At 41.0% G+C, this 14206-nt stretch carries 18 protein-coding genes and 1 pseudogene; 5 read left to right on the top strand and 14 right to left on the bottom strand.

Going from position 1 to position 14206, the window contains the following annotated elements; genetic code table 11:
• Positions 1 to 209, top strand: a 209-nt coding sequence (locus MBEAL2_RS33355; protein ID WP_236693036.1) for a hypothetical protein, incomplete at its 5' end; no start/stop codon positions are given.
• Between the two features lie 198 nt (positions 210 to 407).
• Here MBEAL2_RS33355 and MBEAL2_RS27060 read toward each other — a convergent pair.
• On the bottom strand, positions 408 to 986 hold the full coding sequence (locus MBEAL2_RS27060) for a hypothetical protein (RefSeq protein ID WP_152667948.1): 579 nt from the start codon (positions 984 to 986) through the stop codon (positions 408 to 410).
• A 232-nt stretch (positions 987 to 1218) separates the two neighbouring features.
• Positions 1219 to 1347: pseudogene (locus MBEAL2_RS30790) on the bottom strand (NAD(P)-dependent oxidoreductase); the annotation flags it as partial.
• Between the two features lie 75 nt (positions 1348 to 1422).
• Between MBEAL2_RS30790 and MBEAL2_RS27055 the strand changes: the two are divergent.
• On the top strand, positions 1423 to 3003 hold the full coding sequence (locus MBEAL2_RS27055; RefSeq protein ID WP_047155318.1) for a multicopper oxidase family protein: 1581 nt from the start codon (positions 1423 to 1425) through the stop codon (positions 3001 to 3003).
• A gap of 469 nt (positions 3004 to 3472) precedes the next feature.
• Here the strand turns inward: MBEAL2_RS27055 and MBEAL2_RS27050 are convergent, their stop codons facing one another.
• From MBEAL2_RS27050 to MBEAL2_RS27015, 9 genes are all read right to left on the bottom strand, one after another.
• Positions 3473 to 4390, bottom strand: a complete 918-nt coding sequence (locus MBEAL2_RS27050; protein WP_052948055.1) for an NAD(P)/FAD-dependent oxidoreductase — start codon at positions 4388 to 4390, stop codon at positions 3473 to 3475.
• A 66-nt stretch (positions 4391 to 4456) separates the two neighbouring features.
• Complete coding sequence (gene thyA, locus MBEAL2_RS27045) at positions 4457 to 5290, bottom strand: thymidylate synthase (protein ID WP_047155317.1); 834 nt, start codon at positions 5288 to 5290, stop codon at positions 4457 to 4459.
• Positions 5291 to 5508: 218 nt separating this feature from the next.
• Entirely contained in the window at positions 5509 to 5625 is a 117-nt protein-coding gene (locus tag MBEAL2_RS34235) for a 3-alpha domain-containing protein (protein WP_152667947.1), read from the bottom strand.
• Positions 5582 to 5920, bottom strand: coding sequence for a hypothetical protein (locus MBEAL2_RS32560; RefSeq protein WP_047155316.1), 339 nt, complete (start codon positions 5918 to 5920; stop codon positions 5582 to 5584). Before MBEAL2_RS32560 ends, MBEAL2_RS34235 begins: the two co-directional genes overlap by 44 nt.
• A 221-nt stretch (positions 5921 to 6141) precedes the next feature.
• Positions 6142 to 6456, bottom strand: coding sequence for an alpha/beta fold hydrolase (locus tag MBEAL2_RS34230; protein ID WP_369405543.1), 315 nt, complete (start codon positions 6454 to 6456; stop codon positions 6142 to 6144).
• A gap of 92 nt (positions 6457 to 6548) precedes the next feature.
• Positions 6549 to 7268 carry an MBL fold metallo-hydrolase gene (locus MBEAL2_RS27030; protein WP_047155315.1) on the bottom strand — a complete coding sequence of 240 codons (720 nt, stop codon included), beginning with the start codon at positions 7266 to 7268 and terminating at the stop codon, positions 6549 to 6551.
• A gap of 62 nt (positions 7269 to 7330) precedes the next feature.
• Positions 7331 to 7894 carry an alcohol dehydrogenase catalytic domain-containing protein gene (locus tag MBEAL2_RS27025; protein ID WP_047155314.1) on the bottom strand — a complete coding sequence of 188 codons (564 nt, stop codon included), beginning with the start codon at positions 7892 to 7894 and terminating at the stop codon, positions 7331 to 7333.
• Positions 7895 to 8021: 127 nt separating this feature from the next.
• Positions 8022 to 8411, bottom strand: a complete 390-nt coding sequence (locus MBEAL2_RS27020; protein WP_082130224.1) for a RidA family protein — start codon at positions 8409 to 8411, stop codon at positions 8022 to 8024.
• Entirely contained in the window at positions 8404 to 9072 is a 669-nt protein-coding gene (locus MBEAL2_RS27015; RefSeq protein WP_047155313.1) for a DJ-1/PfpI family protein, read from the bottom strand. Before MBEAL2_RS27015 ends, MBEAL2_RS27020 begins: the two co-directional genes overlap by 8 nt.
• A gap of 204 nt (positions 9073 to 9276) precedes the next feature.
• Here MBEAL2_RS27015 and MBEAL2_RS27010 point away from each other — a divergent pair, with 204 nt between their 5' ends.
• Positions 9277 to 9870 carry a TetR/AcrR family transcriptional regulator gene (locus MBEAL2_RS27010; protein ID WP_047155312.1) on the top strand — a complete coding sequence of 198 codons (594 nt, stop codon included), beginning with the start codon at positions 9277 to 9279 and terminating at the stop codon, positions 9868 to 9870.
• 38 nt (positions 9871 to 9908) lie between these two features.
• Positions 9909 to 10343: a hypothetical protein gene (locus MBEAL2_RS29835; protein WP_052948053.1), complete on the top strand. Its 435-nt coding sequence runs from the start codon at positions 9909 to 9911 to the stop codon at positions 10341 to 10343.
• 237 nt (positions 10344 to 10580) lie between these two features.
• On the opposite strand, the gene MBEAL2_RS32125 is transcribed toward MBEAL2_RS29835, so the two are convergent.
• Complete coding sequence (locus MBEAL2_RS32125) at positions 10581 to 10727, bottom strand: hypothetical protein (RefSeq protein WP_161798312.1); 147 nt, start codon at positions 10725 to 10727, stop codon at positions 10581 to 10583.
• A 301-nt stretch (positions 10728 to 11028) separates the two neighbouring features.
• On the opposite strand from MBEAL2_RS32125, the gene MBEAL2_RS27000 reads away from it, so the two are divergent.
• Positions 11029 to 11796, top strand: a complete 768-nt coding sequence (locus tag MBEAL2_RS27000) for a class I SAM-dependent methyltransferase (RefSeq protein ID WP_173427748.1) — start codon at positions 11029 to 11031, stop codon at positions 11794 to 11796.
• A 628-nt stretch (positions 11797 to 12424) separates the two neighbouring features.
• On the opposite strand, the gene MBEAL2_RS26995 is transcribed toward MBEAL2_RS27000, so the two are convergent.
• Both MBEAL2_RS26995 and MBEAL2_RS26990 read right to left on the bottom strand, forming a co-directional pair.
• A complete protein-coding gene (locus MBEAL2_RS26995; protein ID WP_047155311.1) occupies positions 12425 to 13060 on the bottom strand; it encodes a CatB-related O-acetyltransferase in 636 nt (211 codons plus the stop codon).
• Positions 13061 to 13204: 144 nt separating this feature from the next.
• The gene (locus tag MBEAL2_RS26990; protein WP_047155310.1) at positions 13205 to 14011 is read right to left on the bottom strand and encodes a stalk domain-containing protein; all 807 of its coding nucleotides are present in this window, start codon (positions 14009 to 14011) and stop codon (positions 13205 to 13207) included.
• Positions 14012 to 14206 lie beyond the last annotated feature (195 nt).

Genomic DNA, 14206 nt, shown 5'->3' with positions numbered 1-14206 from the left:
AAGATGGGAAGACACGTGTCCTTTTTTCCAATGTAGGAAAGTTAGGGTGGACAAGTCAGGAATTGTTACATGGGATTAAAAATGACACAGGATTGATTAAAGCCATACAGACAGCCGACTCCCGTACAAAGATTGCCCCCTGTATATGCCGCCTTTTTACATCACGAGAATACACTCTTATTTATGGATGGCATCCATCCAAACAATAAGGGCCATCAACGCATAGCAGAAACCATGAGAAGCTTAGGTTATCATTCTGAACACTTATAGACCGCTTTTGTCTGGACAAAAGCGGTCTTTTACATCATCCGAGTGCGAAGAGGATCGTCACAGGTTCGCGCCCGAATGAACGGTCCCCGAACCTAAACAGGCACTTTCCCTTTTAACGGAGCGTTGCTTTTTGGTTTTTATCCGGTTTTGCTCAGCATCGATTTCAGCATCGATTGCACCATCGGGTTTTGCAAAAGATTGGTAATCTGGGCAAAATCTACATTGCCAAGAAACCCCTGGAGGAAGCCCCCTTTGCTCCCCGTTCCCGTTCTGTTTTTCAGTTCTTCTGCCGGTGTAGTTTGAATGTCCGCTTCGCCCTTCCCGCGCCGTTTCCTGGCAAAACGGGGAGCACGCTGACGCCTGGGCTGTTCACTGTTTCTTTGGACTAGATGATGTTTCACTTCTCCCAGTTCTACCAGGATATTTTCAAGTTTTCCCCTATGTTCCTTGGTCTCCATCACGTGCTTTTCTATTTTACGAAGCGTATTCTCAAGGTTTTCCCTATGCTCCTTAGTCTCCATCGCGTATTCTTCTATTTTTCGCAGCCTATTTTCCAGGTTTCCTCTATCCTCATGGGTCCCAATGGTGTGTTTTTCTTTTTTATTTAATGTCGTTTTTCTGGCTGATATTCGCTGGCTGATGGCCCCTCGTTCCATTCTCCGGTTTGGACTGTTCTTCTTCTTGATGACAAAACACCTCCTTATTTTTGTACTCACACATCCCTTCCCTATTGTATGTTGAAAAAGACATAACGGAGATAAGGCATGTACCCAGTTTGTAAACGTCCGAGTATTGGTGTAGTTAGCAAGATTACTTGCATTCACTTACTCTTACCTTTTTCCAACCTGTGAACAAAGCAGGAGTCCTTGCCTTCCTAAGTACTATGATCCCCTCTGACTCCCTCTTTGCCATCCACCCTTTTGTATCCACTTATAGGCTTCTGCTTTACTTTCCATATCGCTCTACCATTTGCTTTGTAGCTTGGGCATCCTGATGTTCGTATAGATATACGATAACTACATCGGCACCCTCTTTAGCAAAGCCAATCGCTACTGCACGGCCGGTTAGGGAAAACCCACAAATAAACATAATCGGACATCTGTCATTCATACATTTTCTTAAAGTATTAATTGTGAGGAGGTCCCCACTCATATGCCGGCAAAAGTAAAATTGCAAAAATTCGTTGATAAACTACCGATTCCCAAAACCATTTCCCCGATCAAGCGAGACAAGGAAGGTTCATATTATGAAGTGACCATGAGGGAATTTACCCAAAAACTACATCGTGACCTCGGGCCTACCCGCTTATGGGGCTACAACGGAATGTACCCGGGTCCGACTTTCGACGTGATGAAGGGTGAAACGACATTTGTCAAATGGATGAATGATTTGCCCCCAAAGCACTTTCTCCCCATCGATACGACCATTCATGGTGCAGAAAAAACGCTTCCGGAGGTTAGGACTGTGGTTCATCTACATGGCGGAAAACAGCCAGCCCATAGTGATGGGTACCCTGAAGCCTGGTTTACGAGAAATTTTGAACAAACAGGACCTTTGTTTGAAAGAGAAGTATATGAGTACCCGAACCTTGAGGCCACTACTTTGTGGTATCATGATCACACAATGGGCATTACGAGATTGAACATGTATGCGGGACTTGCTGGTTTTTTTATCATCCGCGACAAGCATGAACAATCCTTGAATCTACCAACGGGAATATATGAAATCCCTCTTTTAATTCAGGATCGCTCGTTTAACCCGGACGGATCGCTCTATTACCCTAGTCAGCCGGATGAAAAGAGCCCTCGCCTTCCTTATCCTTCGATTGTCACACCTTTTGACGCAGACACGATTTTGGTAAACGGGAAAGTATGGCCCTATGTGGAAGTGGAACCGAGAAAATACCGGTTCCGCATTTTAAATGCCTCCAATAGTCGAGCCATTACATTCAAACTGGACTCCGGACAGCCATTTTATCAAATTGGGACCGATCGCGGATTATTGGAGAAACCAGTCAAAATGAATGAGATCCTCCTTTTGACTACCGAGCGGGCGGATGTAATCGTCGATTTTTCTGGATCCTTTGGTCAGTCGATCGTTCTTAAAAATGTTTTCAAGGATGCCTCCCCCGAAACAACAAATGTGATGCAGTTCAAAGTTACCGTTCCGTTAAAAAGCAAAGATACCAGTTCCCTTCCAGATTATTTAGGGAAGATCGATTTTCTTTCAAGAAAGATGGCAAGCAGAACAAGAGATCTAACACTCGTCAGAGTAGCAGATGAATATGGAAGATCGTTGAATTTACTAGGTGGTAAAATGTGGATTGATCGTATATCCGAGAAAATAGAACTAGGGACTGTTGAGATATGGCGCTTAATCAATACGACAACGGATGACCACCCCATTCATCTACATATTGTTGACATGCAAATTCTTGAGCGCCAGCCTTTTGACGTTGCTCATTTCCAAGCCACAGGAAAACTTAAGTTTACAGGACATGCGGCTCCTCCTGATCCTAACGAAAGGGGATTTAAAGATACGATTCGTGCTCCCGCCGGTTACGTTACCTCTTTTATCGCGAGTTTCGGTCCTCTCACCGGACGTTTTGTATGGCATTGTCACATGCTCGAACATGAAGATCACGAGATGATGCGACCATTTGAAATCCTGAAGAAAAAGAATACACTAAAAGATATACTAATGAGAATGATTTACCCTTCACGGTTTCTTTGAAGAGATATGGTTTTCATGACGTCTTATGGGGGTAGTGACAAGAAAATGCGGAACTAACCATTCCCGTCGTATTATGAGGTCAGCCAATTTTTTCTGGTTGACCCTTTTTTGTTTACGTGGTCTAAATATCGGTAGCCAGGGGAGAACGACCGATTCCCTGGGAATATCATCCCGTCGCTAAAACTGTTCACTTCCTTTCGGAACAGGATATTTTCTACCTTGTGGTGAATCCGCTGATTTCTAATCAAGCCAAGAAGTCTTCCCTTACTCACCGGGCAGTGAGATAAACGGGAAGAAAGGATAGGAAAATGGCGAATAACGAAAAGTAGAAATAGTTATATAAGCGCAATAGATTGACTTGCATTCGATTCTTCCCTCTCTTCGTTTGGTGAATGGCACTCCCTCATAATGTTCCGATTTTAAGCAGGATTGTTGTTTTTATTATAAATGAGTAAATTCCACAGACTAATTAATTCATTCTAAATTCGACCGGTCTGGACGAAGCAAATAGATCATCCCGTTTTTTATATTCGGAAGGAGAAATCATTCGATTAATCATTTGTTTTATTTTTTTCGCTTCTTGTCCGGAGGAGACAGGAATTCGTTCCCAGCCTTTAGTATACAACGCACCCCAAGCTCCTAAATCAAGACAGGTGACATACTCCTCCTGCCGATAGGGAATGCCCTTCATTCCCAAGAGATCACACACTACGTTATGTCCGGCTAACTTCCCCTGAGGAATCGCATGTTGGCAAGACATCATTGACACGTGCACATCGTCAGTTTTAGCACTGGCAGTGTCGCCGGCAGCAAAAATACCAGGTAATCCTTCCACCTGCAAAAACGGGTCTACAATCAATCGTCCTAATGCATCCTTTTTCACAGGGAAACATGCTGCCAGACGGCTCACTTTTACCCCGACCGACCAAATAGTAGTCAGCGAAGCAATACGTTCTCCTGTTTCCAGGGTGACACCTTTGGAGTCAATTGCCCTAACCGTTTGATTGGTTCGTATTTCAATGTATAAGTCGTGTAACGCTTTTTCGACAATTAACCGAGCCTCGGACGCTTTATTTTCTCTTTGAGCAATTTCTTTCAGGCGTTCCATCACTTCCGTGGACACCTCGATCCCGGTAACCCCTCCGCCAATGATAATAGCGGTGTACTTCCCTTCTTGTTCCGTGATTTGAGGCAACCGTTGAATATGTTGATCGAGTTTCGCGGTTTCTCTATATGTATCAGTTGAAAATGCATATTCATGCAATCCTGTCAAATCTGGACGAAACAATGCGCTTCCTGCCGTAAAAACCAATCGGTCAAAGGATAAGTCGAAAATTTCTCCTTCTTGTTGCACCGATACCTTTTGTAAATCTACATCGATGTGCATTACTTCTCCCTCAATAAATTTTGCCTATACCCCTGCCTAAATCCATTGCTACAATCATTGAAAACATTAAATAGCAACCTCCATCTTAATTGTTGGATGATATTTATAGCCTATTAGTTCAAAATCATCGATGGTAAAATCATCAAAGTTTTTGACGTTAGGATTTATCCATAATTCTGGTGCAGGGAATGGTTCGCGTCCAACCTGCTCCTTTAATGGTTCAATATGTCTCTCATATATGTGAAGATCATTAATATTGAACGTTAATGTCCCTAACTCATACCCTGTAACTTGCGCTACCATTCGTTGCAGTACATAATACTGAAATATGTTGAATGGGTTCCCTAAGGCTAAATCGTTAGAACGAACCTGTACAATCAGATGTAACCTGCCTTTTTTAACCATCCATTGGTTATTCCAAACACAAGGATATAGTTCCATCTGGTCTAAATCGTCTATATTCCATAGAGAAATAATATGCCTTCTTGAAGCCGGATTATTCTTTAGTTCATCAATTAGGTTTTGTACCTGATTCGTCAATTTTCCTTTAAGCATAATTGGCTTTCCTAATTGATAGCCATACGCTTTTCCGATGTTATTATTCTTGTTTGTCCACTCTTTCCATATCTTCACATTGTTTTCATCAAGATATGCAGCGTCACTTGTTCTTTTTATGTAAAACCAGAGCAGCTCATGAGTAGAAGATTTCCAGGCTACTCTCTTAGTCGTCAAAATAGGCACTTCGGAATTATCAAATTTAATTTGCTTACAAATTACACTTTTTGTATAAGCAGGGGTGCCATCTGCCCAGATCGTTCTTACTTTCTGGTCTTTATCCCAATCTCCATTTTCTAACACATCATTCACTAAATCCTTATATATCCTATCTGCCATACCCATGTGATTATTCCCACCTCTATTAGTTTAGTACGCTCAATATTATTCCGATAATTTCAAATCAAAGTTCCTACCTAATTCAGTAAAGCTCTATTTTCATTATATCTCTCTAACTAACCTCCATTAGGCAAACCGGAAAAACGAGACATTAAAACAGCATATTTTCGGTAATTTCTCAAACAAAAAATCAAAAAGTATTTATATTTATCCTATGTATTTCGTTAACCGGTCGCGCCAGGCCCCGCCAGTTCATCCACCTGAAGAATCCGCTCGATCGCTTCCGTATTATTTTTCTCATGGAAGAAGATTCGAAGGTTCGAGATAAACAAACAAACCATGATCAATTCCTGTTATCGTCTCTACATTTCTCAATAAAGCATACGAGCTCATAACGTTCACTGCATTCTGAACTTTCTCAATCGCATTCAGCTCTACCATGGTTTCGCGCAGGTGCAAGAACACGAAATCGGCTTTCTGTGCGACCACAGCGTACATAGCCAAGTTCCCTTCATTGCGTAACTCGACAGCTTCCCAATCGCGTATGAATTGCAGCAGTCCGCTGATGGGGACATCCTCATCGTCCGGATTTAACAATGCATCCAGAATGAAATTTCGATGAACCGGAATATTCATTTTCCTTAATGGCTACCAAATGCAAAAAACAATAAGAAAAACGTTAAACCATTGAAATTAGCGTTTAATAAAGAAAGAGGTAGACGTTAAACCAACTATCCCCTTTATATCCCGGAAGAAAGCACAATGTGATTATGATCATAATGAGTACGAAGGAAAATACTTTGATACAGGTATAACATTGGTATTTTTCATTTCACCCTCCTGTGATCATTGAACCATTAATCGGCACAATATACGGTATCGGTCACAACTAAACTCAGAACCTTTTCGGGATTCATACGGCTCCATCTAAGCCCAATTAGACCTCCCCAGTCATGAAGCACTAAGTGAGTTTTTCCAACTTGCAGGCCCTCTAGAAATGAGGTTACAAAGTTTATGTAGTTCTCCCATGTGTGTGGATGATTTAGAAATCTATCGCTCCCTCCAAAACCAGGCAGGTCAGGAGCAATAGCCCTATAACCGGAAGAAACGATGGAGGGAACAATATCTTTCCAAAGCAAGGAAGACTCCGGAAACCCGTGGATTAGTAACACCGCTGGATGTTCATGCGCCCCTTCATCAAGATAGGCTATGGATATTTATGCCTAAAAGTAAGTAAAATAGCCCTTTTTGCTGAATAAAAGGTTCAGCGAAGCTTATCGGCAAAGGCTCGGATCAAAGAGCCGGCATTGCCGATGCACGGTTTTCCATGCCCCTGACACAATGTCGCGACGTTCATTTCCGCAACTTTGCGAATCGAGCGCTTTGCTTCTTCCATATCCGGGGTTGCCGCTGCCATGGGCAGGAGAAAACGGCCCCAAGGGGTACGCATCAAGAGATCTCCGCCGAAGAAGAGGCGGTGCTCCGGCTGCCAGAACCCGCATTGGCCCGGGCTGTGGCCTGGAATATCAACAACCGTCAAGCCGGGGAGAACCTCGTCCAGACGGTCTCCTTCTTTAAGCTTGCAGTCGACTTGGACAGACAAGTTGAACTTCAAACGCGGCCGGACCCATGCCGCTGCGATGACGCGGTCCAAACCGCCAAGCTGCGAGTAGGGCGGGGTGACGGGCTTCCGTTTCCCGCGAAGGATCGCGCTTTCACAGCGGTGGTGGGCATACACCCGCGCACCGGTGGCTTCTTTCAGCTCTGCCAGACTTCCATGATGATCCCAGTGGGCGTGTGTGATGAGAATGCGCTTGATATCGCTCAGCTTGCGGCCTGCACTCCGAAGGTCCTTTTCAATACGGGAAAGCGAACCGGGCACGCTCGTATCGACGAGTGTCAGACCGTCCGCCGCCTCAATCACGTAAACATTGCCTAGACGCAGTCCTTCCACCATGTAAATCCCATTCATAATATGCTGCATAGCGATATCTACTCCTCAAACAAATCAGTTCTAAATAGGTCAAGCTGCCCTTTTGTTTAGTTTCATTCTTCTATTGATAAGACTATCTTTCCAAACTGTGATGAGTTCTTCATTCGTTCAAATCCTTGCTGCACTTGTTCCAGAGGTATAATTTCCGAAACGATTGGTACGATTTTGTGCTCATTAAAAAATCTTATCGCATCTACAAACTCAGAATCTGAATTCATACCTGTTCCAATTAACGACAATTGCTTAAACATCAACATATCTACGTCAAATGCAGGAATCGATTGACCCGTGTATGCAAACTGTATGACCCGGCCACCTTTGGCTGCTGCTTCATGAAAAGTAAGATGCTGGGGCTTTCTCGTCAGGTTTCTTGCCGGTACCTTAACGAACTCAGCAAGCGTTCCCGGCAACGATTTTCCGCCCAATATCTGGCCCTTCTCGCAAAGGGCATGATCACCGGTTAAACAATACTGGCATTGACCACAGGAAATTTGTGCATTGATAATTACCTCATCGTCTTTATGCCACTCTTGAACATGCTCACCAACTGCTTCAATCACTCCCGCCCCATCAGACCCGTAAACGAACCTGCACTTCATCTGGCCCCGGTTGCTCAACAGGCCATTCTCCCAGAATTGGATTGACCGTTTGTGGGTCAAATACAATCGCTTTCATAGTCGTCATCTCCGTTACTGTTATCGGATTTTTATCTTACGTCGGTCCGTTTTAGCATACTGAAAAGCATTATTCACCACTTATAATAGCTTCTGCTTCTATCTCTACTAACAATCGTGGGTTCATAAGTGCTTTAACTTCTACCAATGTGGAGGCAGGTTGAATATCTTTGAAAAATTCACCATGTGCTCTCGCTACTTCTTGCCATGTAGAAATATCTGTAACAAAAATTCTTGTTCTCACAACTCGCGATAGATCAGCGCCCAACTCATGCAGTATGTCCTTGATCGTTTCAATGATGAATTTTGTTTGTTCGTATGGATTATCAACGCCCACTACTTCACCATTCTTTATAGCAGCAGTACCAGCAATATCAATTCGGTTACCAATACGAATTGCTGGGCAATAACCAAAAAACTTTTCCAACGGAAAATCAGTAAGAATCTGTTGTTTAGCCAATAGTACCCTCTCCATTTCGAATATATTTTTGATATCCATCGTACTCCAACGTATCTGCTGCCATCTGAGCCGCTTCTGCGCCCATTAATCTTTTGATAAGATGAAAAGCGAAATGCAACCCGGCGTCAGGTCCTTGCGAGGTAATAATATTGCCCTCGTCCACAAACTTCTGGTCCCGAATCACCATGACTTCGGGAAAATATTGCTGGAGAAAATCCAGCGCTTTCCGGTTGGTGGTTGCTTTTTTCCCGTTTAATAGCCCAGCTTGGGCCAAAGCAACGGCGCCGCTGCAAACGGATGTCATCAGCTCTACGCTTTTCACTTGGTCGGAAATCCACTGAATCAGCTTTTGATTTGCTATCAGCTTACGGATAACCGGGAAAAACCCACCAGGAATCAGTAGAATGTCGAAATGCGGGGCGTTCTCAATACTGTAGTCAGCCAAAATGCGCAGGCCATTGCTGGCCGTTACTGCTTCTCCTGTTTCCGATACGGTTTGAACCACAAACGGCTTTTGTTTATCACCTTCCTTGCCAAGAATCATATTCTGAACATCTTCTTCGGTGTATCGGGCGATTGAAAGAATTTCAGACGGTCCGACGAAGTCAAAAGCGTCAACCTGATCAAATACGAGCATTCCTACCGACCATTGTTTATTCATAGTCCTTTCCACCTCTTTTACTTTTAAGTTTCACAAACGGCTTTAATGACCGAATAAAAAAACGACCGTTCGTTATTTTAAAATTACCATATTTTTCACGGTAAGTCTAGAGGGTAGATTTAAATATTTTTTGACTTGCGGTTAAACTGCCAATTCATTTATACTTAAATATAACGAACGTTTGGTTTTTTAAGGGAGGACAACATGGGAAAAGGTGAAATGACAAGGGAGTTTATCATCCGAGAAGCAGCGGTTTTATTTAATCAGAAAGGGTACTTTGGTTCGTCCATCTCTGATGTAGCCCGTGTAACCGGAATGCAGAAAGGCGGCATTTATAATCATTTTGAAAATAAGGACCAGCTTGCTGTAGAAGCGTTTGAGCACGCAACAGAAGTTTTGAAGAAAAGTTTTCTACAAGCGATGGAAGGGAAAACGACAGCATTTGAAAAGCTCACTGCCGTCATTTCCGTTTATCAAAATGCATATGATCATCCGCCGTTACAAGGCGGATGTCCCCTTTTAAACACAGCCATCGAGAGCGATGACGCCCATCCCGCCTTAAAGGAAAAGGCGCAGCAGGCGATGGGACGCTTTTTGGAACTGCTGCGTACTCTTCTCAAGCAAGGTACGGAGCAAGGAGAGTTTGTTGAGGATATGAATGTCCAAGAATTGGCGATCTATATCACCTCCGTTATTGAGGGTGGCGTGATGCTGAGCAAGCTGTACGATGATAATATGTACATCCGCCTCAATATCAATCGGTTGCTGAAAGAATTAGAGAGATACCGCAAAGTGTAATAGTTGATTTTAAAGAAGAAGTGCTGGTGGATAATCCCATGGCGATTTTATTAAAGAATGTAAAAACAAGAGTAATACGACATCAGGCTGAAATCACTATCGATGGCAAGAAAACCATTGTAGATTTAGATAAACTTCATATAAGCCCGTCTGACATGTCTTACGGTATTGGTTTTGGCGGAACCCGTTTTGAGGTTATTAACAATCAACTAATTTCTTGTATTGACGCGAATATGTCTATCTCAACGCATATAGGGGCTATTGTCATTACTTACGAATTTAAAGATAATATGTATCAAGCAAAAAAGTCGAATTTAAAACCACAGCAGCCCTCATTAAATGAGGGCTATTTAAGTCGTAGAGAAGTTTCAAATAGCCTGATTATCCTTTACTTCACTCCCCTGCTGGTTAGCACAAAAAATAAAGACGGATGTCGAAACACCCCTACTTTGCTAACGATTACCGTTAGTTAAACAAATAAATAACGTTGCCCATTAGTAAAGTCTCATAATTTTATTACTTGCCATCCACTAATTTTACATAATTGAAAGGATTTGTTTAAATATTGCAAAAAATATAGAAATATATGATATTATATAATTATATAAAAACAGGAAAAAGGAGAAGCGGTTAGATGAAAAAAAAGCAGCTAGTTCCGTATATTTGTTCCGCTATCTTGTTATCTTCCCTTCTCGGATGTGGTCAAAGTTCTACACCAACAGCAACAGCACAAAGCACTCCTCAACAAGAACAAGCTTCACAACCAGCACAAGAGGAAGGGCACAGAACTTCCAAACCATGTAGTCCGACACCCTTAGTAAAATCACCTGTTCCCTTGGCAAAATCACCCGTCCCAAAACCAAAGTCACCCGTTCCTTTAGCTAAAGTGAGGTGTAGTTAACTGAGTATACAAGGTATAAAAGAAGCCGCCCTGTTAAGAGTGCAGCTTCTTTTTATATGTAGGAATAAATTAACCGTTACCGAAAAATGACTGCTGAAACAGCCGTATTATACTAACGATTCCCATCGCACAATAAGATTATTAAGAATGAAAAAATATTTATAGGAAAAAACTATAAACTATATAAATTTTATATATTTCACTTATATGTTTCCTTGTGTGAAAATAATTCTAACATAACAAGGGGGATGAAAACGATGAATTCAATTAACACCTGGAAACCTAATTTATATGATAATAAACTTGGCTTTGTTTCTGAATTTGGGAAAGGTGTAATCGATTTACTCCATCCACAAAAAAATGAAAGAGTTCTTGACTTAGGATGTGGAACAGGTGATTTATCCAATGAAATTACTAAAAGAGGGGCAACGGTTGTTGGAATGGACATGTCTGCACCTATGATTGAAAGAGCAAAGGATAAATATCCTGAAATCAAGTTTTTTGTAGGCGATGCTCAAAAATTTAGCATGGAAGATAAGTTTGATGCTGTTTTTTCAAATGCGGCTTTACATTGGATGAAGGATGCTTCACAAGTTGTGGAAGGCGTGTGGAATGTTCTCAACAAAAATGGACGATTTGTTGCTGAATTTGGTGGTAAAGGAAATGTGGAGACCATAATAAACGCAATTACTGAGATACTTATGGAAGACTACGGTGTTGATGCCGGCGAAAGAAATCCTTGGTATTTTCCAAGTATCGGTGAATACAGCAATGTACTTGAACAACAGGGGTTTCGGGTAAGTTATGCTCAACATTTTGACCGTCCCACTCAATTACAAGATGGTGAACAGGGGCTTAATCATTGGTTGACTAATCTTTGTGATGACTTCTTTAGAGGGTTTACTGAACTGGAAAAGATACATATTTATCAAAAATTAACCGAAAAAGTTAAACAAGATTTATTTCAAGATGGTTCTATATATGCAGATTATAAACGAATAAGAATTGTAGCGATTAAGCGTTAATCTAAAAGCTTGGAGTCCCAAGCTTTTTCTCTTTTTCAAATATAAATTGAAGCGTAAATCCAAAATACCTCCTGTTTGTGACCGCTAAATAAGATTGAACAAAATATGCTAGATAAAGGTGAACACTTTTTTACCAGTTGAGAACGTGCGCTTTACATGGAGTGGCGTACATGATAGCCTCTTTTAGAACGGCCATCCCTTGGTATGGTTGGTTTTCTGTAGGAATCATGTGCGCAGAGGCTTCATGTCAAGCGCTAGAAGGCAGTGACTAATTTCCAGAAATGTGTTCAATCTTATTTAGCGGAAAGTGTTCAATTCTACTTGGCGGCTACAAAGGATTCGATGGACCTTGCTGTTTTATGTCCTGCGTTCAAGAAAACCTATAATATTTAATGGGAAGATAAAAAAATGATCATATTTTTAAAGTAAACTCATTCAAAGAGATATCGGTGATACCCACACTGATACTTACCATAGATACTTACCTTGATAACTCCTCTTAATGTAAAAAAGTCATCCATAAATTTACGGATGGCTTTTTTACATAATCAACCTCATGGGACGTAGGCAGTTAAAATCTGCGTTTTATTCAACTATTGATTCCCGTTAGTTAAATAACATTTTTTAATTATGTTTTTATTAGTTCCCTTAAAGCATTCGTATTATTGCTTGTCAAAACGGGAATTGATTCAGTTATTTTTTCAATATCCCATTCCCACCACTTCATAGTATTGAGAATATCAATCGTTTCCTCGTCAAATCTATAACGCATTAATTTAGCAGGGTTCCCTCCTACAATGGAATAAGACGGAACATCTTTAGTCACAACAGCATTTGTTGCGATTATAGCACCATTGCCTATATTAACCCCAGGCATAATTGTAGCATTATAGCCTATCCAAACATCATTTCCTATAACTGTATCACCTTTGAATCCACCACTTAAATTCTCTAAACCAGCTTCCCAATCTCCACCAAATGCCCCAAAAGGAAAAGTTGTAAAAGAATTTGTATTATGATTCGCACCATTCATAATGAATTTGGCATTGGATGCGATAGCACAAAACTTTCCGATTTTTAGTTTATCTCCTATAAAGTCAAAATGATAAAGCACGTTTTTCTCAAAACCTAAAGGGTTATTAGGGTCATCGTAATAGGTATAATCCCCAATTTCAATATTTGAATTAACCACTACATTTTTTAAAAAACATAGGCTTCTGATGTTTTCCATTGGAAAAACACTCTTTATGTCTGGACCAATCATTTTTATAACAACCCTCCTTGGCAAATCATTTCATACAAAGTTTACCAAATAATAGGTATTCCGTGTAAAGTTTTGCCCAACATTACTGCCCGTTAGTGAAATAACAAAAGAAAAAGAGCCGAGTGTGACCACCCGACTCTTCGATTATTGTTTCGTTGTAACTACTGGCACTGAATCTCCTAGTTTAATCTTATCTCCATAGAAAGAGAGGCTACGAGTATATGCCTGACCGTCCTTAGTATAAAGAATCAAATCACCATGGATTCCACCAGTTTCAATCTGAACTGAATCTAATTTTGTTAGCTTACTGTTCTCATATTTATAGTACGTGATAAATCTTTCATTTTTACTGGATGTCTCAAGAAAAGCGAATTTACCTTCATTCCATCTCATGCCATTAGATATAGAATCCTTTATCAGGGTTCTTTCACTTAGCTTTTCTCCATTTGGAGTGGTAAGTGGCAGTGGAGCGTCAGTTCCATTTGATGTATTAACGATTCGTTGTCCTGTAATTATTCGTTCGAGACCTTCAACTCCTCCACCCATTTCACTCGTTGTTGCAAGGAATGTATCAAGGAAGATATTTTCTCCCGTAGCGGTTTCTCCCATATGATTCTGTAAGCCAAGGTCAGCAGCACGGTGATTTCGTATCTGAATGGAGTCATCAATTAGGTTTTTCCTTTCAAACTCAACAGCGGGTCTGCTATTATTCCACTTCTGAGCGATTCCCATTCCGTTTGCAACCGTTGCTACTGGTGCATATACATTTCCATTGTAGATGAACGGCTCAGCCTTTGTTTGAATCGTTAGTCCGTCCACTACCAGCTTAATATTGGCGAATCTCACTTTCACATACTTATCGTAAGCTTTTACAGCTCCAAACGCTGAACCCGATAAGGCAATGGCACCAATCACTGTTCCGAGAATGACTTTTTTTGGTTCGTTTCCCACTTTTAAACATAATGCTAGCCTCCAATTTTTATAATTCTTTGTTATGCAACTTATTAATTAGACTTTATTTTTTTCCATAAAGTTGCTTTTATATATTTTTTCGCCCATTTAGACCTGATATTAAATTTACATATATTCTTATTTACCAGTTTCAATTGAAACATTAAAGACAAATTTTTCCGTAATGTCATTAAC

The organism is Aneurinibacillus tyrosinisolvens (assembly GCF_001015055.1).
Classification (GTDB): domain Bacteria; phylum Bacillota; class Bacilli; order Aneurinibacillales; family Aneurinibacillaceae; genus Aneurinibacillus_A; species Aneurinibacillus_A tyrosinisolvens.
This window is presented reverse-complemented; position numbering and strand designations above follow the sequence as displayed.

Bases quoted from the DNA above. Each gene is read 5' to 3' on its own strand.
- MBEAL2_RS26995 (WP_047155311.1), bottom strand. From the start codon at position 13,060: ATGATTGGTCCAGACATAAAGAGTGTTTTTCCAATGGAAAACATCAGA.
- MBEAL2_RS29835 (WP_052948053.1), top strand. From the start codon at position 9,909: ATGGCGATTTTATTAAAGAATGTAAAAACAAGAGTAATACGACATCAG.
- MBEAL2_RS27015 (WP_047155313.1), bottom strand. From the start codon at position 9,072: ATGAATAAACAATGGTCGGTAGGAATGCTCGTATTTGATCAGGTTGAC.
- MBEAL2_RS34235 (WP_152667947.1), bottom strand. From the start codon at position 5,625: ATGGTTTGTTTGTTTATCTCGAACCTTCGAATCTTCTTCCATGAGAAA.
- MBEAL2_RS27010 (WP_047155312.1), top strand. From the start codon at position 9,277: ATGGGAAAAGGTGAAATGACAAGGGAGTTTATCATCCGAGAAGCAGCG.
- MBEAL2_RS27050 (WP_052948055.1), bottom strand. From the start codon at position 4,390: ATGCACATCGATGTAGATTTACAAAAGGTATCGGTGCAACAAGAAGGA.
- MBEAL2_RS27055 (WP_047155318.1), top strand. From the start codon at position 1,423: ATGCCGGCAAAAGTAAAATTGCAAAAATTCGTTGATAAACTACCGATT.
- MBEAL2_RS27000 (WP_173427748.1), top strand. From the start codon at position 11,029: ATGAATTCAATTAACACCTGGAAACCTAATTTATATGATAATAAACTT.
- thyA (WP_047155317.1), bottom strand. From the start codon at position 5,290: ATGGGTATGGCAGATAGGATATATAAGGATTTAGTGAATGATGTGTTA.
- MBEAL2_RS32560 (WP_047155316.1), bottom strand. From the start codon at position 5,920: ATGAATATTCCGGTTCATCGAAATTTCATTCTGGATGCATTGTTAAAT.
- MBEAL2_RS27030 (WP_047155315.1), bottom strand. From the start codon at position 7,268: ATGCAGCATATTATGAATGGGATTTACATGGTGGAAGGACTGCGTCTA.